Source organism: Mesorhizobium sp. M0923 (genome assembly GCF_040319365.1).
GTDB lineage: Bacteria > Pseudomonadota > Alphaproteobacteria > Rhizobiales > Rhizobiaceae > Mesorhizobium.
Genome location: NZ_JAMYNW010000009.1, coordinates 1 through 21,742 on the forward strand (window position 1 = coordinate 1; position 21,742 = coordinate 21,742).

Below are 21,742 nucleotides of genomic sequence, written 5' to 3' on the forward strand. Positions count from 1 at the left end.
AGCCTCCGCCAAGCTCAACTGGCCCGTCTGCTTCACTGCCATCGCGATTCCCTCAGACCGTCCACCTCAGAGAATCACAATCAGCGAATTACGCAACAGGCCCCTTGTGGGAGAAGGTGGATTGGCGCGCAGCGCCAAGACGGTTGAGGGGCGCTGGACGAAGTGCGGTTTTGCCAAGCTGGAACACCCCTCATCCGACCGAGCTACGCTCGGCCACCTTCTCCCACAAGGGGAGAAGGAAAGACCGCACCCGTTGGCAGCGCCAACGAAGCTCGACTGTTTCACAAGCGCAATGTGCACAGCGTCACAAACCGCTTGACGTGAAAGCGCGTTGGGTCAATCTTCACTGCCAAGAATAAAATACTACTGAGCGGAAAACGCCTGGGCAGTTCAACGTGAGCGTCGATGACGCCTCGCGAGATTGCGGCTGTTGCCGATAGGGAACATCAAAAATGGGGAATCCACGTAAATGAGCACGATAGTCACCACCTTGGTGCCGCCTGCCGAAGGGCAGCTGCACCGGAACATCGATTGGCGCGGCGCCTTTTGGGTGGCAAGCGGCGTTCCGGCCCTTGTCCTGTTTTCGATCGGCGGCATTGCCGGCACCACCGGAACGCTGGCCTTCATGATCTGGACCGCATCCATGATCATGGGCTTCCTGCAATCCTTCACCTATGCGGAAATCGCCGGCCTGTTCCCGAACAAGTCCGGCGGCGCCTCGATCTATGGCGCCACCGCGTGGCTGCGCTATTCGAAATTCATCGCGCCGCTTTCGGTGTGGTGCAACTGGTTCGCCTGGTCGCCGGTGCTGTCGCTCGGCTGCTCGATCGCCGCCGCCTATATCCTCAATGCGCTGGCGCCGGTGCCGCTGTTCACCGACACTTCGCCGGAAGTCGCCGCCTATATCGCGGCCCATGCCGGAACCAGCGCCGCCGACGCCATCACCGCGGTCACCACTGCGGCGACGCCGGCGATCCGCAACTGGACGCTTTACGGTCATACGCTTGGCCCGGTTTCCTTCACCTTCAATGCCACCTTCTTCATCGGCGCGGTGCTGATGCTGATCATCTTCTCCATCCAGCATCGCGGCATCCTTGGCACCGCCAACGTGCAGAAATATATCGGCCTGCTCGTCATCATCCCGATGCTGATCGTCGGCGTGGTGCCGATCGTCACCGGCCAGATCGACTGGGCAAACTTTTCGCCGCTGGTCCCGCTCGCGGCAGCCTACGCGCCGGAGCCCGGCGCGTGGAACATCGCAGGCTGGACGCTCGTTCTCGGCGGCATGTTCATCGCGGCATGGTCGACCTACGGTTTCGAGACCGCCGTCTGCTACACCTCCGAGTTCAAGAACCCGGGCACCGATACCTTCAAGGCGATCTTCTATTCCGGCCTTCTGTGCATGCTGCTGTTCATCCTGGTGCCGTTCACCTTCCAGGGCGTGCTCGGCTTGAACGGCATGCTGGCGACGCCGATCGTCGACGGCTCCGGCGTTGCCGATGCGCTGGCTGGCATGGTCGGCGGCGGACAGCTGATCCACAGCCTGCTGGTCATGCTGATGATCCTGGCGCTGGTGCTCTGCATCATGACGGCGATGGCCGGCTCTTCGCGCACGCTCTACCAGGGTTCGGTCGACGGCTGGCTGCCGCGCTACCTCAGCCACGTCAACGAGCACGGTGCGCCGACGCGGGCGATGTGGACCGACTTGATCTTCAACCTGATTGTGCTGGCCATCGCTTCGGCCGACGCGACGAGCTTCTTCTTCATCCTCGCCGTGTCGAATTGCGGCTACATCATCTTCAACTTCCTCAACCTCAATGCCGGCTGGATCCACCGCATCGACAATGGCCACATTGCGCGGCCATGGAAGGCGCCGAGCTGGCTGCTCGGCCTCGGCGCTATCTTTGCCTATGTCAACGCGGTCTTCATGGGCGCCGGCGCCAAGGTCTGGAACCCGATGGCATTGTGGGCCGGGCTGATCACGGCCGCCTTGATCATCCCGGTGTTCTGCTTCCGGCACTACATCCAGGACAAAGGCAAGTTCCCCGACCACATGCTGGCCGATCTCGGCATGAACTCGTCCGACCTCGCAGTGCGAAAGGCGGGCATGCTGCCCTACCTGACGCTGATCGCCGGCGTCGCGGTGATGCTGCTCGCCAACTGGCTGTTCGTCATCTGAGGCTTGCCTTGAGAGCAATTCCAGGAAAAGGTGTGAACGGTTTTCCGGCCGGAATTGCCTCAAAACAAAAAATAGAGCGGTTCGGCGTTTCCGTGAAACGATGAACCGTTCTACGGATTGGGCGCGCGATGCGCGCTCGATCGCTTGCATTTTGTTCTTGCTTTGTGCCGGCAGCTATGCTACTAATCCCGCCATGGTGCTGATTCGCCCCGAGACCCGCCGCTGAGGCGGGTTTTTCGTTTCTGGGCCTATTCTGGCTCAATCGATCTTGATGAACACGCCCTTGGTGTTGAGATATTCGTCAAGGTGTTCGGCGCCGCCCTCGCGGCCGTAGCCGCTCATCTTGTAGCCGCCGAAGGGCACGGCCGGATCGATGGCGTGATAGGTGTTGACCCAGACCGAGCCGGCGCGGATCTTTTGCGACAGCCGGTGGGCGGTGGCGAGATTTTGGGTGAAGACCCCTGCAGCCAGGCCGTAAGGCGTGTTGTTGGCCCGCTCGACCGCCTCGTCCAGCGTATCGAACGGCAAGGCTGAAATCACCGGCCCGAAGATCTCCTCGCGCGCGATCTTCATATCGTCCGAGACGCCGGCAAAGACAGTCGGCGCGACGAAATTGCCGGCGGCAAGCGCGCCTTCCACAAGCCGGGTGCCTCCGGTGACGAGTTTCGCCCCTTCTGCAGTACCGGCCTCGAGGTAACCGGTGACCCGTTGCAACTGCTTTTCGGAGACGAGCGGGCCGATCTCGGTCGCCGGGTCGATGCCGTCGCCGACCCTGAGACCCTTGGCGTATGCCGCGAGACGCTCGATGAACTCGTCATGGACCGCGCGTTCGACGAAAAGGCGCGAACCGGCGATGCAGATCTGGCCGGAATTGGCGAACACCGACATCGCGGCCACCGGCACCGCTTTGTCGAGATCGGCATCGGCGCAGACGATGACCGGCGACTTGCCGCCAAGCTCCAGCGAGACGCGCTTGAGGTTGCCGGCCGAGGCGCGCACGATCGACTGGCCGGTCGCCGTCGAGCCGGTGAAGACGATTTTGTCGACGCCCATGTGCTCGGCGAGTGCGGCGCCCGCCTCGGTGCCGGTGCCGGTGACGATGTTGACGACGCCTTCCGGGACGCCGGCCTCGTTCATGATGTCGGCGATCAGCAGTGGCGTCAGCGGCGCCTCTTCCGATGGTTTCAGCACGATGGTACAGCCGGTCGCCAGCGCCGGGCCGATTTTCCAGATCGACGCGGCGGTCGGCGCGTTCCAGGGAATGATGGCGCCGACGACGCCGACCGCCTCCTTGCGGGTGAAGGAGACGATTTCGCCGGGCAGCGAGTTCTCGATCGTCTCGCCGTGCAGCGCCGTCGCCATGCCGGCATAATAGCGCAGCATGCCGATGACGCGGTTGCGATTGGCGCGGGTGCGCACGATCGGCATACCCATGTCGGTGGTGTCGGAGAGGCTGATCTCTTCCCAGTTCTTTTCGAAGAGATCGGCGATCCTCAGCAGCAGTACCTGCCGCTCGTAAGGTTTGAGCCGGCTCCACGGTCCTTCGAACGCCTTGCGGGCGGCAGTCACCGCCAAGTCGATGTCGAGGCGGTCTCCGCGCGGCACCGTGGCGATGACCGCGCCGGTGGCAGGATTGCGGGTCTCCATGGTCCGGCCGGAGCGGGCATCGACCCAGCCACCGCCGATGAACATCTGGCGATGGCGTCCGTCGATCGGCAGCCGCAGCGGTGCCTGAGCTATGGTCATGACGGTCCTCCTCCGGCACCTACGCCTGGTGGGCGGATTAAACCGCCGGAGGTCACATTTGCCAACAGCTCTATTCGGCCGCCAGGGCCAGTTGCGGCCTTTCGTTCTTTTCTTCCGTCTCGGCCGGCTGCTCCACCACCTTCTTGGGCTCCCGGCCGAAGAACAGCGCGTAGGCTGCCGGCAGGACAAGGATGGTCAGCACCGTGGCGACCAGGATGCCGCCCATCATGGCATAGGCGAGCGGCCCCCAGAAGACGCCGCGCGAGATCGGGATCAGCGCCAGCACCGCCGTCAGCGCCGTCAGCACGATCGGCCGGAACCGGCGAACGGCCGAGCCGATGATGGCCTCGGAGCGCTCCACGCCGGCGGCGATGTCCTGGTCGATCTGATCGACCAGGATGATCGAGTTTCGCATGATGATGCCGAGCAGGGCGATAACACCGAGGATGGCGACGAAGCCGAACGGCGCACCGCTGATCAAAAGTGCCGCCGCCGCACCGATGATGCCGAGCGGACCGGTCGCCAGCACCAGCATCGCCTTCCCGAAATGCTGCAGCTGGATCATCAGCAGCACGACGATGACCGCCAGCATGACTGGAGCTTTCGCCGCAATCGAGGCCTGGCTTTCGGCCGCATCCTCGGCGCCGCCCTGGATCTCGATCTTGTAGCCGGGTGCGAGGCCGGCGCGCAGGCCCGACATCTCGCCATACATTTTCATGGCGACATCGTTCGGCTGCACGCCATCCGGCAGCGTGGCGCGTACGCTGATGGTCGGCAAGCGGTCGCGCCGCCATTCGACGCCTTGCTCCAGCACCGGGACAATCTTGGCGACCTGCGACAGCGGCACGGAGCCACCGAAATCCGTCGGGATATAGACGGAATCGACCGCCGACAGCAGGTGACGGCTTGCCTCCGGTTCGCGGGCGACGATCGAAACCGTCTCCTCGCCGTCGCGGAAGTCATCGAGCGGCGCTCCCGACATGGTCGCCTGCAGCATCTGGCGGATGCGCTGCGAGGTGACGCCGAGCGCACGGGCGCGATCCTGGTCGATCACCAGCTTCATCGCCGGCACCGGCTCCAGCCAGTCGTCGTGGATGGCGCCGAGCAGCGGATTTGCCTGGAACTTCGCCTTCACCTCGTCGGCGATGCGGCGCACCTCTTGGCGATCCGGACCCATGACGCGCATCTGCACCGGCCAGCCGGTCGGCGGACCAAGGAACAGGCGGTCGACCTTGGCGCGGATCGACGGGAAATCCTCGGCCAGGATGGTGCGCAGCTTGACAATCAGCCGCTCGCGGGCCGGTTCGTCATTGGCCATCACCAGAAGCTGGGCGAAATTCGGATTGCGAAGCTGCTGGTCGAGCGGCAGGAAGAAACGCGGCGCGCCTTCGCCGATATAGGTGGCGATGAAGCGCTTGTCCTTGTCGTCCATCATCCTGGCTTCGAGCGCCTTGGCCTGTGTCTCGACTTCCTTGATGCTGGTGCCTTCCGGTAGCCAGAGGTCGACAAGGATTTCCGGGCGCGACGATTGCGGGAAGAAATTCTGCGGGATGAACTGGAACGCCCACAGGCTGGTGGCAAAGGTCATCATCGTCATCACCAGCACGATGATGCGATGGCGCACGGCCCAGGTCACGGTCGAGCGAAGGCGACGGTAGAAGCCCGTGTCGAAGACATCGTGATGGCTGCCGGCGTGCTTGCGCTGCTTCAGGATCATGTGGCCGAGCCATGGCGTGAAATAGACCGCCGCGAACCAGGACACGACCAGCGCGATACCGACGACGTAGAACAGGGTGCGCACATATTCGCCGGCCGTCGAGGCGGCGAAACCGACGGGGATGAAGCCGGCCGTGGTGATCAGCGTGCCGGTCAGCATCGGGAAGGCGGTCGAGGAATAGGCGAAGCTCGCCGCCTCGACCTTGACCAAGCCTTCCTCGAGCTTTCGCTCCATCATTTCGACGACGATCATCGCGTCGTCGACCAAGAGGCCAAGGGCGATGATCAGCGCGCCGAGCGAGATGCGCTGCAGGTCGATGCCGAGCTCGTACATGATGGCGAAGGTGGCGGCCAGGACCAGCGGAATGACGATCGCGATCACCAGACCCGAACGCCAGCCGATCGACAGGAACGAGACGACAAGCACGATCAGCAGCGCTTCACCGAGCGCTTCCATGAACTCGGCCACCGCATCCTTGACGACTTCCGGCTGGTCGGAGACCTGGTCCACCGACACGCCATAGGGCAGCGCCTCCTCGAAGCGCTTGTAGGTCGCTTCGACGTCCTTGCCGACGTCGGTGACGTTGAAGCCCTTGGCCATGACGACGCCGAGCTGGACGCTGTCATGGCCGTTGAAGCGGTATTTGCGCTGATAAGGGTCCTCGAGGCCGGAGGTCACGGTGGCGATGTCGCCGAGGCGCGTCACCTGGTTGCCGGCCCGCAGCCGAAGCTCGCGAATGTCGGCCGCCCTGGCCACGTCGCCTTCGACCGAGATGCGCACCGAACGCTGGCCGGTGTCGACCGAACCTGCCGGGTCGACATTGTTCTGGCCCCTGATCGCATTCTGCAGGTCGGTCAGCGTCAGGCCGCGTTCGGCAAGCACCTTGGATGAAACGTCGATGTAGAGCTTTTCCGGCTGGTCGCCGATGATCACGGCTTTCTCGACGCCGGGCGTCGTCAGCAGCATGTCGCGTGCCTGGATGGCGAATTTCTTCAGCTCGGGATAGCCGTAGCCATCGCCGCTGATCGAATGCAGGGTGATGAATGTGTCGCCGAATTCGTCGTTGAAGTAGGGCCCGAGCAAGCCCTGCGGCAGTTCATTCGAGATATCGCCGACCTTCTTGCGCACCTGATAGAACGCATCCGCGACCTGCGCGGGACTGGTGTCGCCCTTGACCTGCAAGGTGATGATGGCGCTGCCGGCGCGGGTGTAGGAGCGGACGAAATCGAGATGCGGCGTTTCCTGCAGCTTGCGCTCGATCTTGTTGACGACCTGGTCCTCCATCTCCTTGATCGAGGAGCCCGGCCAGATCGCCTGGACGACCATGACGCGGAAGGTGAAATCGGGATCTTCCTTCTGGCCCATGCGCATCAGGCCGAGCGCACCGGCGACGATGATAAGCCCGAACAGGAAGCGGGCAATGCTCGGATGGCCGATTGCCCAGCGCGAAAGATTGAAAGACCGCTTTTCAGTGGTGTCGGTGGTCATCGGCGTCAGTCCGTTTCAATTTGATCAACAGAGCACGCGCTTTCGCATGCCCAAGGAACTTCCGATGTGGGCTTCCGAGCGGCGAGGCTTTCCGAGTTGAGAGATCTACATCGCGGTGGGACACGAGGATCGATGTGGGGGTTACATCGACCTGAGATCTCGAAAATCGGGGGCGCCTGCCGCCCGGAAACCGTGAATTGCCTGGCCGTCAGCGCAAGCGCCTTGCGGCGTCATCATCGGCCGAGGCCGACTGTTGTGCTGCATCACCGGTAAGCTTGACTTTCAGATTCTCGGTCATGAACTGCGTGCCGGCAGCGACGACCACATCGCCCGGCTTCAGCCCGTCGGCGACACTGACGCCGTCAGGCGTGAAGGCGGCGACCTTGACCGGATGCGCATGAACGGTACCGCCACTGCGGTCGACGGTCCAGACGATCGATTGGCTGTCCTTTTGTGCCAATGCGCTCAGCGGGATCGACACCAGCTGCTGCCGGTTGCCCGCCGCGGCTTCGATGGAGGCCGTCATGCCAAGCAGCACGTTCGGATCGTTGGGCAGGCTGACGCGAACGGCAAAGGTGCGCGACTGCGGATCGGCGCTGCCGGCGACTTCGCGGACCTTGCCTTCGAGCGTCAGCGCCTCATCGGACCAGAAACCCGCCTTGACGGTCTTGCCCGGCTTGAACTCGGCGATATCGGTTTCGGGAACAGCGATCAGGACTTCCTTCTCGCCGTCGATGGCAACGGTCACCACCGGCGTGCCTGAGCCGACCACCTGGCCGACATCGGCGGCAACGGCGGTGACGATGCCATTCTTGTCCGCCTTGAGATCGGTATAGCGGACCTGGTTCTGTGCCTGGGCAAGCTGCGAGCGGGCGGAGTCGCGCGTGGCGACCGCCTGATTGTAACTGAGCGTCGCCTGCTCGAGCTGCGACTTCGGTGCGAAATTCTTGGCGTAGAGCTGTTCGGCGCGCTTGCGCGTAAGCTCGACTGTCTCGACCTGACGGTCGGCGGCATCGAGGCTGGCCTGGGCGCTTCTCACCGAAAGCTCGTAGTCGGTGGGATCGATGCGGGCGAGAACGTCGCCGGGCTTGACGCGGTCACCGATGTCGACAAGGCGCTCGGTGATCTTGCCGTTGATGCGAAAGCCGAGATTCATCTCGGTGCGGGCGCGCACCGATCCGGAATAGGAGAGCTGACGGGTATCGCTCGCCTTGGCGATCTCGACCACCTTGACCGGGCGGATGATCTCCTTGACCTCGGCTTTCTCCTGCGAGCAGCCGGCGAGGCCGAGAGCGGCAACGACAATCAGTGCCAGGCCGGCGGCCGGTAGCCTGTAGGTGGTGGACTTGGACAAAGACACTTTTCGTACTCCCGAACTGTGGGGATGAATTGCCGACATCACCGCCCGACGGGCGGCAACGGTCATTTCTTCAAGGCTCTGATGGCAAACTCGGTAAGCTCGTCCGGCGTCGCCCGGTTCTTCTTGGCGAGGCATTGGGCCATCATCTGCGGATGACAGAGGCTGATAATAGCAGCGCCGAAACACCTGGACGCGATCACCGGATCCTGATCGACGAACTCGCCGGTGGCGATGCCCTCGCGGATCACTTCCGCGACCAATTCGTGGATGCTGTCGATGTGCTTTTCGATGACATGCCAATCGCGTTCGATGGCGACGATGACCATCTCGTGCACTTTCTCCTGGTCGATCATGGTCTCGAGCGTCCACTGATAGTGCGTATGCACATAGCGGCGGAGCTTCTCGCTGGCGGTGCCGGGACCATGGCAGGCTTCGTAGGTCAACCGGTAGCAGGTGGCGAGCATACGGCCGCAAACCGCCTGGTGAATTTCCACCTTGGAGGCGAAGAAGCGATAGATGTTGGCGGTCGACATGCCAAGTTCGCGCGCTATGTCGGCGACGTTGGTCTTGCCGTAGCCGTAGTGGCGGAACAATCGCTCCGCGCAATCCAGGATGCGCGTGACATTTTCCTGGCGGGCGGAATCGGCGGTGGTGTCTAAGGTTTCAAGCATCTCGTTGGCCAAAATTTACGACTGACGAATTTAGAATTTCGTCACTCGTAAATTGAAAACCATCACCTGTCAAGACATGATTTCGGCCAGCTGACGCCGCTGATGACAGATGGTGACATCTCTGGACGGAGTTGGCCCATGAAGCGCATGTGGTTCCCGCCGGGCGCGCCTGCAACACCGCGCGTCTTTTTGAACGCACAGGATTTTGAAATGATGCCTCCCGAAATCGGTTCCGTTTTCGGGTCAGGCGCTAAGGCTGCTTCGCCATCTCCCGCAGCCGGAACTTCTGGATCTTGCCCGTCGAAGTCTTAGGGATTTCTGCAAAGATCACCGCTTTCGGCACCTTGAAGCGGGCGAGCAGCGCGCGGCAGTGCTCAATGATTTCGGCCTCGGTCGCCGCCTTGCCCGGCTTCAACTCGACATAGGCGACCGGCACCTCGCCCCATTTGTCGTCGGATCGGGCGACAACGCCGCAAGAAGCGACGGCAGGATGCTTGTAGAGTGCCTCCTCGACCTCGATCGAGGAGATGTTTTCGCCGCCGGAGATGATGATGTCCTTGGAACGGTCCTTGAGCTGGACGTAGCCATCCGGGTGCATGACGCCGAGGTCGCCCGAATGGAACCAGCCGCCGGCAAAGGCCTCATCGCTCGCCTTGCGGTTCCTGAGATAGCCCTTCATGACGATATTGCCGCGGAACATCACCTCGCCGATCGTCTCGCCGTCGGCCGGCGTCTCTTGCATCGTCTGCGGGTCCATCACCGTCAGGCCTTCGAGCGCGGCATAGCGTACGCCTTGCCTGGCCTTCTTTGCCACCCTCGCCCCTTTCTCCAGCCGGTCCCAATCGCCATGCCATTCGTTGACGACGGCCGGGCCATAGGTTTCGGTCAGGCCGTAGAGATGGGTGACGGCAAAGCCCGCATCGGCCATGCCCGACAGCACCGCCTCGGGCGGCGGCGCCGCGGCGGTGTTGAAGGTGACGGTCTGCGGGAACTGCCGCTTGTCCTCGTCCCTGGCGTTGATCAGCACCGACATGACTATGGGTGCACCGCAGAGATGGGTGACGCCGTGATCAGCGATGGCGTCGTAGATCGGCTTCGGCCGCACCCAGCGCAGGCAGACATGGGTGCCAGCCTGCACGGCAAGCGTCCACGGAAAGCACCAGCCGTTGCAGTGGAACATCGGCAACGTCCAGAGGTAGACCGGGTGCTTGCCCATGCCGGCATGGATGGTGTTGGCATAGGCCATCAGTGCCGCGCCGCGGTGGTGGCAGACGACGCCCTTCGGATTGCCTGTCGTGCCGGAGGTGTAGTTGAGCGATATGGCGTCCCATTCGTCGTCCGGCATCGACCAGGCGAAATCCTCGTCGCCGCCGGCGACAAACGCCTCGTAGTCGAGCGTGCCGATCCGCAGGCCCTTGGCATAGGGCGCGTCGGCGGCGTAATCGGGATCGTCGTAGTCGATCACCAGCGGCTTGACCTTGGCCAGCGTCAGCGCTTGTCGAACCACGCCGGCGAATTCGCGGTCGACGATCAGCACCTTGGTTTCGGCATGCTCGAGCTGGAAGGCAATGACCGCGGCGTCGAGGCGGGTGTTGAGCGAATGCAGCACCGCCTTGGTCATCGGCACGCCGAAATGCGCTTCCAGCATCGGCGGCGTGTTGGACAGCATGACGGTAACGGTGTCGCCCCTGCCGATGCCGCGCTTCGCCAGCGCCGAGGCAAGCCTCAGCGAGCGCTTCCAGAAATCGCGATAGGTCGTGCGCTGGCGGCCATGGATGATGGCGGTCTGGTCGGGAAAGGTTTTTGCCGCCCGTTCAAAATAGGTCAGCGGCGTCAGCGGCTGGTGGTTGGCCGGGTTCCGGTCGAGGTCCTGTTCATAGGGATTGCCCATCCCGTCCTCCGCAATGTGTTCGTCGAGAACTTTAGCTACCGGCTTCCGGCCCGTCACCACCAACGATGCCATCATAGACCGCGCTTGGCACAAGAATGGTCTAGATTCGGCGAGCGCAAGGGCATCTATGCCTTCCTCCCAATTTGACTTTTGTCGAGAGCCGTGACTAATGTCAGCGAGGAGATGGTATGGCGATCCGACCGGCAGAACAGCTTATCCACAAGGCCGCCTGGCTTTACTATGCACACGGCCTGCGCCAGGACCAGGTGGCCAGCCAACTCAAGATTTCCCGTGCCTCGGTGGCCATGTATCTGCGCAAGGCGCGCGAGACCGGCATCGTCAACATCTCCACCTCGACCCAGCTTTTCACCGACGACGTGCTGGCACGCAAGCTGGAAGACGCGCTTAAGCTCGACGCGGTCTGGATCGCGCCGGAAAACGGCTATGTCGCCGATCCGTCGACCGACATCGCGGTGCTGGCGGCAAGCGTCTTTCTTGAGTTGGTCAGGAAGGGCGACCGTATCGGCGTCGCCTGGGGGCGGACCATCTACACGATCGCCGACATCATGTCCTATGCCGACCTGCAGGACGTGACGGTGGTGCAGCTCTGCGGCAATCTGGGAGCACCCTATTCGTACCGGCCGGACCAATGCACCATGGAAATCGCGCGCCGGCTCAATGCCAAGGGGCTGAATTTTTACGCGCCGCTGGTGCTGACGACGGAAGAACTGGCACGCGGCCTGCGCGCCGAACCGGTGATCCGCGAGCAGTTGTCGGGTATCGGTGACTGCGACCTGGCGCTATACTCGGTTGGCTCGGTGGATACCGACAGCCATCTGGTCAAATGCGGCGCGCTGACGCCAAGCGAAATGGCTGCATTGCGCAAGGCGGGTGCAGCCGGCGTCATTGCCGGGCAGATCATCGATACCGAAGGCCAGGCGCTCGACTGCAGCTACAACCGCCGGCTGATTTCGGCAGAGCTGTCATCGCTGCGCCAGATCGAAAAGCGCCTTGTGGTGGTGCAGGAAGAGAGCAAGTTCGAACCGCTCGTCGCGGCGATCGCCGGCGGGCTCTGCACCCATCTCGTCGTCGGCGCGCGCATGGCGCGACGGCTGCTCGACCATGCCGGAGCAGTAGCAGAAAAGGTCGCCTGATACCTAGTTTCAGTCGCCGACGCATTGTCATCAGGGCGTCGCGGCATTCCTGTTCACAACAAAAGAGAAATCGGACGAAGCTGACATGAAGAACCTGTGGAATGACGGCGACGCGGAGAAGCTGGTCGCCGACTATGCAAAGAAGGGTGTGGCCCGCGACCTGGCGCTGCGCGTCTATACGACCAGGCTGCTGGGCGGCGAGCCGCGGCTCGTCCTGCATGGCGGCGGCAACACCTCGTGCAAGACCAAGGCCACCGATCTTGTCGGCGACGAATGGGACGTGCTCTGCGTCAAGGGCAGCGGCTGGGACATGGGCGTCATCGAGCCGCAGGGCCTGCCGGCGGTCAAGCTCGGCGCGCTGTTGAAGGCGCGGTCGCTCAAGAAGCTCTCCGACGAGGACATGGTCGCGCTGCAGCGGGCGAACCTGATCGATCCGTCCTCGCCCAACCCTTCGGTCGAGACGCTGCTGCACGCCTTCCTGCCGCACAAATTCGTTGACCACACGCATTCGACCGCAATCCTGGCCATCGTCGACCAGGAGGACAGCGAGGCGCTGAGCAGAAAAGTGTTCGGCGAGAAAATGGGGTTCGTGCCTTACATCATGCCGGGCTTCGATCTGGCGAAGGCTGCCGCCGATGTTTTCGACGCCGACCCGACGGTCGAAGGCCTGATCCTCGACAAGCACGGCATTTTCACCTTCGGCGACGATGCCAGGCAGGCCTATGACCGGATGATCCATTATGTGAACGTCGCCGAGGATTTCATCGCCAGCCACGGCAAGCCGCGCACCGAAAAAGCGGCCTTGCCGGCCAGATTGGCCAAGCCCGCGGACATTGCGCCGATGCTGCGCGGCGCGGTGGCGGTGGCACGCGGCGAAGGCCGCTTCGACCGCATGGTCAGCGATTTCCGCACCTCGGATGCGATCGTCGATTTCATCAATTCGGCTAGAATTGCCGACTATGCCGGACGCGGCGTGTCGACGCCCGACCTGTCGATCCGCATCAAGACCGGACCGATGGCACTGCCGGCGCCCGACGCGGACAATGTCGGCGACTACAAATCCGTCATCCGCCAGCATGTCGAAAAATTCGCCAAGGACTATCGCGCCTATTTCGAAACCAACGATGCGCTCGACGACGTGAAGCGCACCATGCTCGACACGATGCCACGGCTGACGCTGGTGCCCGGCCTCGGCATGTTCGGCCACGGCCGCACGCTCAAGGACGCGAAGATCGCCTCCGACGTCGGCGAAATGTGGATCGAGGCGGTACGCGGCGCCGAAGCCGTCGGCGATTTCCGCCCGCTCTCCAAAGCCGATCTGTTCCCGCTCGAATACTGGTCGCTGGAACAGGCCAAACTCGCCGCCAACAAGCCGAAGCCGCTGACCGGCCAGGTGGTACTGGTCACCGGCGGCGCCGGCGCGATCGGTGCTGCCACGGCAAAGCTATTCGCCGACAACGGTGCCCATGCGGTGGTCGTCGATGTCGACGGGTCAAGAGCTGCCGAGGCCGCCAAAAAAGCCGGTAACGGTTCGATCGGCATTGGCGCCGACATCACCGATCCGGAGCAGATGCGCGCTGCGTTCGACAAAGCCGTCGCCGTCTTCGGCGGCCTCGACATTCTCGTCTCCAATGCGGGCGCAGCCTGGGAGGGCCGGATCGGCGAGCTCGACGACGCCACTTTGCGCAAAAGTTTCGAACTCAATTTCTTCGCCCACCAGTCGGCGGCGCAGAATGCCGTGCGCATCATGCTCGAACAGGGCACCGGCGGCGTGCTGTTGTTCAATACCTCCAAGCAGGCGATCAATCCGGGACCGAAGTTCGGCGCTTACGGCATCCCGAAGGCGGCAACGCTGTTCATGTCCAGGCAATATGCGCTCGACTACGGCGCGCAAGGCATCCGCTCCAATGCCGTCAACGCCGACCGCATCCGTTCGGGGCTGTTGACCGACGCCATGATCGCCAGCCGCTCGGGCGCGCGCGGCGTATCGGAGAAGGAGTACATGTCCGGCAACCTGCTCGGGCAGGAAGTGACGGCCGAAGACGTCGCCCAGGCCTTTCTGCATCAAGCGCTGGCCGATCGGACCACAGCCGATGTGACGACGGTCGACGGCGGCAACATCGCGGCGGCGCTGCGGTAGGCGGAACCGGCCGAGACAGGCACGCAACTCGGAATTTTGCGACACGGCCATGGAAGGCATTCTCGAACTGCTACTACAGCAGGCCTCGGATGCCTTCCCAAGCCTTTCTGCCCAGCTTTGAATCGGCCTCGTCATTGCCTCCATGTGCGTGCAATGTCGAGCGTGGTGTGCTCTCGCCTGGCAACAGAATGCGGTGTCCCGCATCCGGCGACGAAATGAGATGAGTGACCTTACCTGCTTCGCCGCGCCGCCTAATAATATCTCGGGCGAACGATAGGGAAGGCCACAGCGCATCGTTGCCACCGGCGACAAGCAGAAGCTCGGCCGATATGGTCTCAACGGGGATGGTCGCCGCATTCGCTTCGCTCTTGAAGGTTTTCAAACAGCATTCGAAAAGCCCCCTGTAAGATACCAGGCCATCCACATACTCTCGTGTCCAATCTGGATCTGCCGGCACAAACGGCAGCGCGATACCGTTGAGCGACCATGAGGATCGTTCAGGCCAACTGGCACCATCCCGGCCCGCACCGATATTCCCCCAAACTACCGATGACGGGCTGATCGCGACCACCGCGTTGATTCGCTGGTCATGGACCGCGGCAAGCAATGAGGCCTCGGCACCTTTGGATGTGCCGACATAAACGATGCGACGGCACCCTGTTTCAATGAGATAGTCTGTTGCTGCAAAGAACGTTTCCAGGGGAATTTCACATATTCCCGGAATCTGGCCCTCGCCGCCAAACCACTGCAACGCCAAGGCCGACGTACCGGCATCTGTAAAAAGCCGCGCGCGCCCGACATCAACACGACCACTCGATCCACCCAACACCACAACGCCCGTGGTGGCCTGCGAGCGTCGGAAAAATGTTCCGGCGACGACACCGGTCGGACTTTCCTCTCTTACCGCATGCGCCTCCATGTACCCGTCGAATCCTGGGTTCAACCGTCCAATCGGCCTGCAAATCGGAGACTGCGACAATTGAAATTCGGCAGTCCGGCGCGCCAGACATCTTCGACAAAAAAGCCGCCTGCAGCAAGCTGCTGCAGGCGGCTATTGTTTTGCTCGTGCCGAAAGTTACTTCGCGTTCGGGTTCGGCATCCAGGCCGGCATGGCGACATCGGCATGGGCGAACTGCGGCAGCTTGGCCGAGAGGTCTTCCATGTTCTTGATGTCCTTGTCGAGCAGGTCCTTCTGGGTGATCAGCGTCGGTGGCACGATGACGTTGTGGCCGGGATCTTCGCCGGCCAAGAGCTGCGCCAGCGCACGCACCGAGACCTGGCCGACGACGGCCGGGTTGGTGGCGGCGGTTGCCGCCCAGGCGCTGTCGGGCTCGCGCATCGCGGCGATGTCGGAGGTCGAGATGTCGGCCGAATAGATCTTGATATCCTTGTTCAGCCCGGCCTCGTCGACGGCGATCTTTACGCCCTTGGCGAATTCGTCATAGGGCGCGAACATCACCTTGATGTCGGGATGAGCCGACAACACCGAGCGAGCCTGGTTGGCAACCGAATTGGCGATCGGATTGTCGAGCGTGCCGAACATGGCGGCTTCGTTGATGCCCGAATATTTCTTCTTGAATTCGACCCAGGTCTCGTTGCGGCGATCGAGCGGGGCGATGCCGGCGACATAGACATAGCCGGCCTTCCAGCTCTCGCCATTGTCTTTGACCGCCTGTTCGAGCGCCAGGCGCGCGAGGTCGCGGTCGGACTGTTCGATCTGCGGGATCTTGGGGTTTTCGACATTGACGTCGAAGGCGACGACCTTGATGCCGGCATCGACGGCACGCTGGGCGGCGTCCTTCATCGATTCCGTCAATCCGTGCTGGATGATGATGCCCTGGACGCCGAGCGCGATGGCCTGGTCGACCATGTCCGCCTGAAGCGCCGCGTCCTGACGGCTGTCGAGCACGCGCAGGTCGACGCCGAGCGCCTTGGCCTGCGCCTCAACGCCGGAGAGATAGGCCTGGAAGAAGTCGCCGGTCGAGAGATAGCGGACCAGCGCGATCTTGACGGCACCCGGCTTGTCGAACGGCGCCGGCCTGTCCTGCGCAATTGCCGGCAACTGCATCAGCAATGTTGCGCCGGCAAGCCCGAGCGCTGCTTTCCCCAAAAGTCTTCTTGTGATGTTCACGTCGTTTCCTCCACTTGTTGAACCCAAAATGTGACCCGGTCGAACCCTATCTCCTGCCCCTGCCGGACAGGGCGAAGGTGAAGACAAGGGCGACCACGAGAACCACGCCCTTGACGAAATCCTGCGTGTAGTAAGGCGCGTTCATCATCGTCAGGCCCTGCAGCAGCACGCCGACAAACACCGCGCCGACGGCCGTGCCGAAGGCGTTCGGTTTGGCGGCGCCGAGAACCGCGTAACCGATGAGTGCCGCAGCCACCGCGTCGAGCAACAGATTATTACCCGAGGCGATGTCGCCGCGTCCAAGCCGGGCGGCGAGCAAAATGCCGCCGATCGAGGCAAAAACCCCAGAAATAACGTAGGCCCAGATTTTGTATGCCTTGACAGGCGCGCCGGCGAGTTCGGCAGCGCGCTCGTTGCTGCCGACGGCGTACATCATGCGGCCGAAACGGGTGTATTCGAGAAAGAACCAGATCAGCACCGCCAGCACGAGCAGGACGACGACCGACACCGGAATGAGGTTCGGGATGAAGAAATCGAAGCGATGGCGGCCAAGCGCCAGGAACGCGGCGCCGAAGCTGCCGTTGGCGACCGAGCCGTCGGGCATGGTCATGCCGGTGGCGATCGAACGGCCCTCGGTAGGGATGCGCTGCAGGCCGACGAGCAGGAACATCATGCCGAGCGTCGCCAAAAGGTCCGGCACCCGCATATAGACGATCAGCCAGCCATTGATGAGGCCGACAATGGCGCCGATCACAAGACAGGCGACGACCGCCACGACGGCATTCTGCTCCAGCACCACCATGACGTAGGCAGCCGCCATCATGGCGCTGGTGGCGACCGAGCCGATCGACAAGTCGAAGCCGCCGACGACCAGCGTGGCGGTGACGCCGAGCGCCAGAACGCCGGTGATGGCGACCGACTGGAAGATGAAGACGGCGCTTTGCGGCGACACGAAGCCATCGGCGGCAATGGCGAAATAGGCGATCAGACCGAACAACAGGACGATGAAGCCATACCGGATGGCACGGTCGCGCAGGATCATTCAGCGCTCCCGCACGCTGGCACTGTCTTTACCCAACCTGAACTCATGCCCTCTCCATTCCAATTCTCATCGTCTTCCTGCCGTCAGGCTGCGCTGTGCAACGGCCCGCCCGCCACTTCGGCCAGCAGCCGCTCGAGATCGACATCGGTGTTGCGGTGCTCGCCGACGATCGTCTGCTCCGACATCACCAGAATGCGATCGGCCGTCTCCAGGGCTTCGTCGAGTTCGGTGACGAACAGCAGCGTCGCGCGGCCGCTGGCGCTGGCCCGCAGCTTGGCGGCGATATCGCGCCTGGCCGAAATGTCGACGCCCTGAAATGGCTCGTCGAGGATGAAAAGCCTTGCGGTCTGCGATATCCAGCGGGCGACCATCACCTTCTGCTGATTGCCGCCGGAAAGCGACGACATCTCGTCCTTCTCCGAGCGGCAGACGATGCCCAACTCCTGGATCTGCTGGCGGGCAATGGCGCGTTCGATGCGGCGCTTGAGGACGCCGAGACGCGACATTCGCCTGTGGAACGGCAGGCTGATATTTTCCTGGATGTTGAAGTCGCCGACGATGCCGTTTTCGCCCCGGTCCTTGGCGACGAGAAACACGCCGGCGGCAATCGCTTCGCCCGTCGACGCCGGAGCATAGGGTTTCCCGTTCAGCACCATGGTCCCGGACAGCGGCTGGCGCAAGCCGAACAGCGTCTCGGCGAGCGCGGTCTTGCCGACGCCGACGAGGCCGGTGATGGCGACGACCTCGCCGTCGCCGAGCGTCAGCGAAATCGGCCTGGCGCCTTCGGCAATCCGCAAACCGTCGGCAGTAAAAATTGCTTTGGCCGAATTCCTGGCGACGATCCGCTCGAGTTGGATCTTGCGGCCGAGCATGGCGTTGACCGCACCTTCAAAATCCAGCGGCTTCCTGTCGAAGATGCCTGAGATGACCCCATCGCGCATCGAAATGATGCGGTCGGCAAGCCGTCTGATGTCAGACATACGGTGCGAAATGTAGAGAATGGCTACGCCTTGCTGGCGAAGCCGGTCGAGCAATGCGAACAGCCGGTCGGCTTCGGCACTGGACAGCGAGGAGGTCGGCTCGTCGAGGATCAGCACTTTCGGCCGGTGCGCCATGGCGCGGGCGATCGCCACCATCTGACGATCGGCCAGCGAGATATGGCTGATGCGGGCCTTGAGGTCGATGGCCAGCCCCATGCGGTTGGCAACCGCCTTGGCCTCACGGCGCACCCGGCCCGGCTTGAATAGCGTCGGCACGCCGCTGCCGCTCAGCCTGTCGAGGGTGAGGTTGGTTGCGACGTCGAGGTCGGCGACGACCCCGTCATTGATGTTCTGGTGGACGGTGACGACGCCGGCGCGGATCGCCTCGGCCGGCGTTCTCGGCACAAAGTCCTGACCGGCAAGCGACATCGAGCCGCCGCCATGGTCGTAGACGCCGCTGATGATCTTGACGAGGGTGGATTTGCCGGCGCCGTTGGCACCCATCAGCACGGTCACTTCGCCGGCATGCAATTCGAGCGAGACGCCGCCAAGCACCTCGATATGGCCAAAGGATTTCCTCAGGCCGTCGACGCGGAACACGGCATCATTGCCCATTCGTTCCTCCCTGACCGTGACGCTATGGGCTATATATCGGCAATTGTCAACACGATTGACAATTGCCAGCAGGCTTCCTAGCTTGGCCCGACCGCCATGACTCCGCTATCATCGGAGCACATAAGCGGGAGGTGAGGATGACTGGAAAATCGCCGTTCGAAGCACTGTCGGTCGAGACACTGGGGGGCCGTCTCGGTGCCAACGAGGCCCTTTGTTCGCAGATCGGCAAGGATACGAGCCACTGGAAGGTTCGTGAAGTCGGCGACGGCAATCTGAACCTGGTGTTCATTGTCGCGGGTGCTGAGGGTGCGGCCGTGGTCAAGCAGGCCCTGCCCTACGTCCGGCTGGTCGGCGACAGCTGGCCGCTGCCGTTGAAGCGCTCCTTCTTCGAATATCATGCGCTGACGCGGCAACAGGCGCGGGCGCCGGATTCCGTGCCTGATATCTATCACTTCGACGAAGGCCAGGCGCTGATCATCATGGAATATCTGTCGCCGCACATTATCCTGCGGCGGGCGCTGATCGAGGGCCGGCAACTGCCCAACATCGCGAAAGACATCGGCCTGTTCATGGCCCGCACGCTGTTTCGCGGCTCCGACCTCAGCATGGCGACCAAGGACCGCAAGGCCGATCTGGCGCTGTTCGCCGACAATGTCGAACTCTGCGACATCACCGAGAACCTGGTTTTCTCGGACCCGTATTTCGATGCCAAGATGAACCGGCACACCAGCCCGCAGCTCGATGGCATTGTCGCCGAACTGCGCGCCGACCGCGACCTCAAGGTCGAGGCGCAGCGGATGAAGCACCTCTTCGCCGCCAATGCCGAGACGCTGCTGCATGGCGACCTGCATTCCGGCTCGATCATGGTCACCGACACCGAAACGCGGATGATCGACCCCGAATTCGCCTTCTACGGGCCGATCGCCTTCGATGTCGGCATGCTGCTCGCCAATTTCTGGATGGCGTTCTTCTCGCAGCGCGGCCATGAGCAGAATGGCAAGCGCGACGCCATGCGCGCATATCTGCTCGACGTCACGGTCGAGACATGGTCGGCATTCCGCGCCGAGTTCTCGCATCTGTGGCGAACCGAGCGTGACGGCATGCTCTACCAGAAGAGCCTGTTCGAGGATCAGGGCGACAGGCTTGGCGCCGAGCAGGCGCTCGACCACATGCTGTATTCGATCTGGACCGATCTGCTCGGCTTTGCCGGCGTCGAGGTTCACCGGCGAATTCTCGGACTTGCCCACAATGCCGATTTCGAGACCATTGCCGATCAGGATCTGCGCGCCAGATGTGAGGCAAAGGCGCTGAAATTCGGCCGTCACCTCGCCGTCAACCGGCGCCAGATCCACAGCATCGACGAGGTCAACCAATTGGCCGCGCTGATCGAACGGGAGAGCAGGATTTGAACGTCGGTGACCGCCACTACCGCACGATCTGGCCGAGTGACGACGGGCGTTCGGTGGAGATCATTGACCAGCGCTGGCTGCCGCATGATTTCCGCATCGAAAAGATCGATACCGTCGCCGGCATCGCCACGGCAATCCGCGACATGTGGGTGCGCGGGGCGCCGCTGATCGGCGTCACTGCCGCCTATGGCGTCGCCATACAGATGGCCGACGATCCGTCGGATGCGGCGCTCGACGCCGTCTGGGCAACCCTGCACGAAACGCGCCCGACGGCGATCAATTTGCGCTGGGCGCTGAATGAAATGCAGCGCTTCCTGCTGGCGCTTCCCCTGGCAGAACGTGCCGCAGCCGCCTATCGGCGTGCCGGCGAGATCGCCGACGAGGATGTCGGCCTCAACCGCGCAATCGGCGCCCATGGGCTCGAAATCATCAAGGTGATCGCGGCGCGCAAGCAGCCGGGCGAACCGGTCAATATCCTGACCCACTGCAACGCCGGCTGGCTGGCCACCGTCGACTACGGCACCGCCACCGCGCCGATCTATCTGGCGACGGAAGCCGGCATTCCAGTCCACGTCTATGTCGACGAAACGCGACCGCGCAACCAGGGCGCCCAATTGACCGCCTGGGAGATGGCCGGCCACGGCGTGCCGCACACGCTGATCGTCGACAATGCCGGCGGCCATCTGATGCAGCGCGGCCAGGTCGACATGGTCGTCGTCGGCACCGACAGGACCACCGCCGACGGCGATGTCTGCAACAAGATCGGTACCTATCTCAAGGCACTGGCCGCCGCGGACAACGACGTGCCGTTCTATGTCGCGCTGCCGTCGCCGACGATCGACTGGACGGTGGGGGACGGGTTGGCCGAAATCCCGATCGAGCAGCGTTCGCCCGACGAGGTCTCGCTGGTCTGGGGCAAGACCGCTTCCGGCGAGATTGCCCAGGTCCGCGTGTCGCCGGAAGCCACGCCGGCGGCCAACCCTGCCTTCGACGTGACGCCGGCGCGGCTGGTCACCGGCTTGATCACCGAACGCGGCGTCGCCACGGCCTCGCGCGAAGGCCTGAAGGCGATGTTTCCCGAGCGCGGATGATCCGCTTTGGAGTGCCAGGAGGAGCCCTGGATTTTGCCTGATCTCACGATTTCTTGAACACGGCGCGGTTAAAAACGTCCGTTGCCTGTCCCAGATGGACGGTCGTATGCGTAGCGGCGGGGCGGCGC

At 62.9% G+C, this 21,742-nt stretch carries 14 protein-coding genes; 5 read left to right on the forward strand and 9 right to left on the reverse strand.

What is annotated here, in order from left to right; all coding sequences use genetic code 11:
* Positions 1-469 precede the first annotated feature (469 nt).
* Complete coding sequence (locus NKH89_RS16795) at positions 470-2,179, forward strand: trimethylamine N-oxide permease (protein ID WP_352482684.1); 1,710 nt, start codon at positions 470-472, stop codon at positions 2,177-2,179.
* A 258-nt stretch (positions 2,180-2,437) separates the two neighbouring features.
* Here NKH89_RS16795 and NKH89_RS16800 read toward each other — a convergent pair whose 3' ends face one another.
* From NKH89_RS16800 to NKH89_RS16820, 5 genes are all read right to left on the reverse strand, one after another.
* On the reverse strand, positions 2,438-3,925 hold the full coding sequence (locus NKH89_RS16800; protein WP_023716755.1) for an aldehyde dehydrogenase family protein: 1,488 nt from the start codon (positions 3,923-3,925) through the stop codon (positions 2,438-2,440).
* Positions 3,926-3,995: 70 nt separating this feature from the next.
* Entirely contained in the window at positions 3,996-7,130 is a 3,135-nt protein-coding gene (locus tag NKH89_RS16805; RefSeq protein WP_352493975.1) for an efflux RND transporter permease subunit, read from the reverse strand.
* 208 nt (positions 7,131-7,338) lie between these two features.
* Positions 7,339-8,490 carry an efflux RND transporter periplasmic adaptor subunit gene (locus NKH89_RS16810; RefSeq protein WP_352909364.1) on the reverse strand — a complete coding sequence of 384 codons (1,152 nt, stop codon included), beginning with the start codon at positions 8,488-8,490 and terminating at the stop codon, positions 7,339-7,341.
* A gap of 62 nt (positions 8,491-8,552) precedes the next feature.
* Positions 8,553-9,161 carry a TetR/AcrR family transcriptional regulator gene (locus NKH89_RS16815; protein ID WP_023716752.1) on the reverse strand — a complete coding sequence of 203 codons (609 nt, stop codon included), beginning with the start codon at positions 9,159-9,161 and terminating at the stop codon, positions 8,553-8,555.
* 250 nt (positions 9,162-9,411) lie between these two features.
* The gene (locus NKH89_RS16820; protein WP_352493974.1) at positions 9,412-11,052 is read right to left on the reverse strand and encodes an acyl-CoA synthetase; all 1,641 of its coding nucleotides are present in this window, start codon (positions 11,050-11,052) and stop codon (positions 9,412-9,414) included.
* 188 nt (positions 11,053-11,240) lie between these two features.
* Here NKH89_RS16820 and NKH89_RS16825 point away from each other — a divergent pair, with 188 nt between their 5' ends.
* The gene (locus NKH89_RS16825) at positions 11,241-12,206 is read left to right on the forward strand and encodes a sugar-binding transcriptional regulator (RefSeq protein WP_352482687.1); all 966 of its coding nucleotides are present in this window, start codon (positions 11,241-11,243) and stop codon (positions 12,204-12,206) included.
* 85 nt (positions 12,207-12,291) lie between these two features.
* Positions 12,292-14,346 carry a bifunctional aldolase/short-chain dehydrogenase gene (locus NKH89_RS16830; RefSeq protein WP_352482688.1) on the forward strand — a complete coding sequence of 685 codons (2,055 nt, stop codon included), beginning with the start codon at positions 12,292-12,294 and terminating at the stop codon, positions 14,344-14,346.
* 73 nt (positions 14,347-14,419) lie between these two features.
* On the opposite strand, the gene NKH89_RS16835 is transcribed toward NKH89_RS16830, so the two are convergent.
* The 4 genes from NKH89_RS16835 to NKH89_RS16850 form a co-directional block, all read right to left on the reverse strand.
* Positions 14,420-15,265 (reverse strand): acyl-CoA thioester hydrolase/BAAT C-terminal domain-containing protein, encoded by an 846-nt coding sequence (locus tag NKH89_RS16835; RefSeq protein WP_352909365.1) that lies wholly within the window; start codon positions 15,263-15,265, stop codon positions 14,420-14,422.
* Positions 15,266-15,421: 156 nt separating this feature from the next.
* Positions 15,422-16,477 (reverse strand): substrate-binding domain-containing protein, encoded by a 1,056-nt coding sequence (locus NKH89_RS16840; protein ID WP_023716747.1) that lies wholly within the window; start codon positions 16,475-16,477, stop codon positions 15,422-15,424.
* A 46-nt stretch (positions 16,478-16,523) separates the two neighbouring features.
* Positions 16,524-17,519: an ABC transporter permease gene (locus NKH89_RS16845; protein ID WP_352909367.1), complete on the reverse strand. Its 996-nt coding sequence runs from the start codon at positions 17,517-17,519 to the stop codon at positions 16,524-16,526.
* Between the two features lie 83 nt (positions 17,520-17,602).
* Positions 17,603-19,114 (reverse strand): sugar ABC transporter ATP-binding protein, encoded by a 1,512-nt coding sequence (locus NKH89_RS16850; RefSeq protein ID WP_352909369.1) that lies wholly within the window; start codon positions 19,112-19,114, stop codon positions 17,603-17,605.
* Between the two features lie 137 nt (positions 19,115-19,251).
* Between NKH89_RS16850 and mtnK the strand changes: the two genes are divergently transcribed.
* The gene (mtnK, locus tag NKH89_RS16855; RefSeq protein ID WP_352909370.1) at positions 19,252-20,523 is read left to right on the forward strand and encodes an S-methyl-5-thioribose kinase; all 1,272 of its coding nucleotides are present in this window, start codon (positions 19,252-19,254) and stop codon (positions 20,521-20,523) included.
* Positions 20,520-21,614: an S-methyl-5-thioribose-1-phosphate isomerase gene (mtnA, locus tag NKH89_RS16860; RefSeq protein ID WP_352590250.1), complete on the forward strand. Its 1,095-nt coding sequence runs from the start codon at positions 20,520-20,522 to the stop codon at positions 21,612-21,614. The genes mtnK and mtnA overlap by 4 nt, the downstream gene beginning before the upstream one ends.
* Positions 21,615-21,742 lie beyond the last annotated feature (128 nt).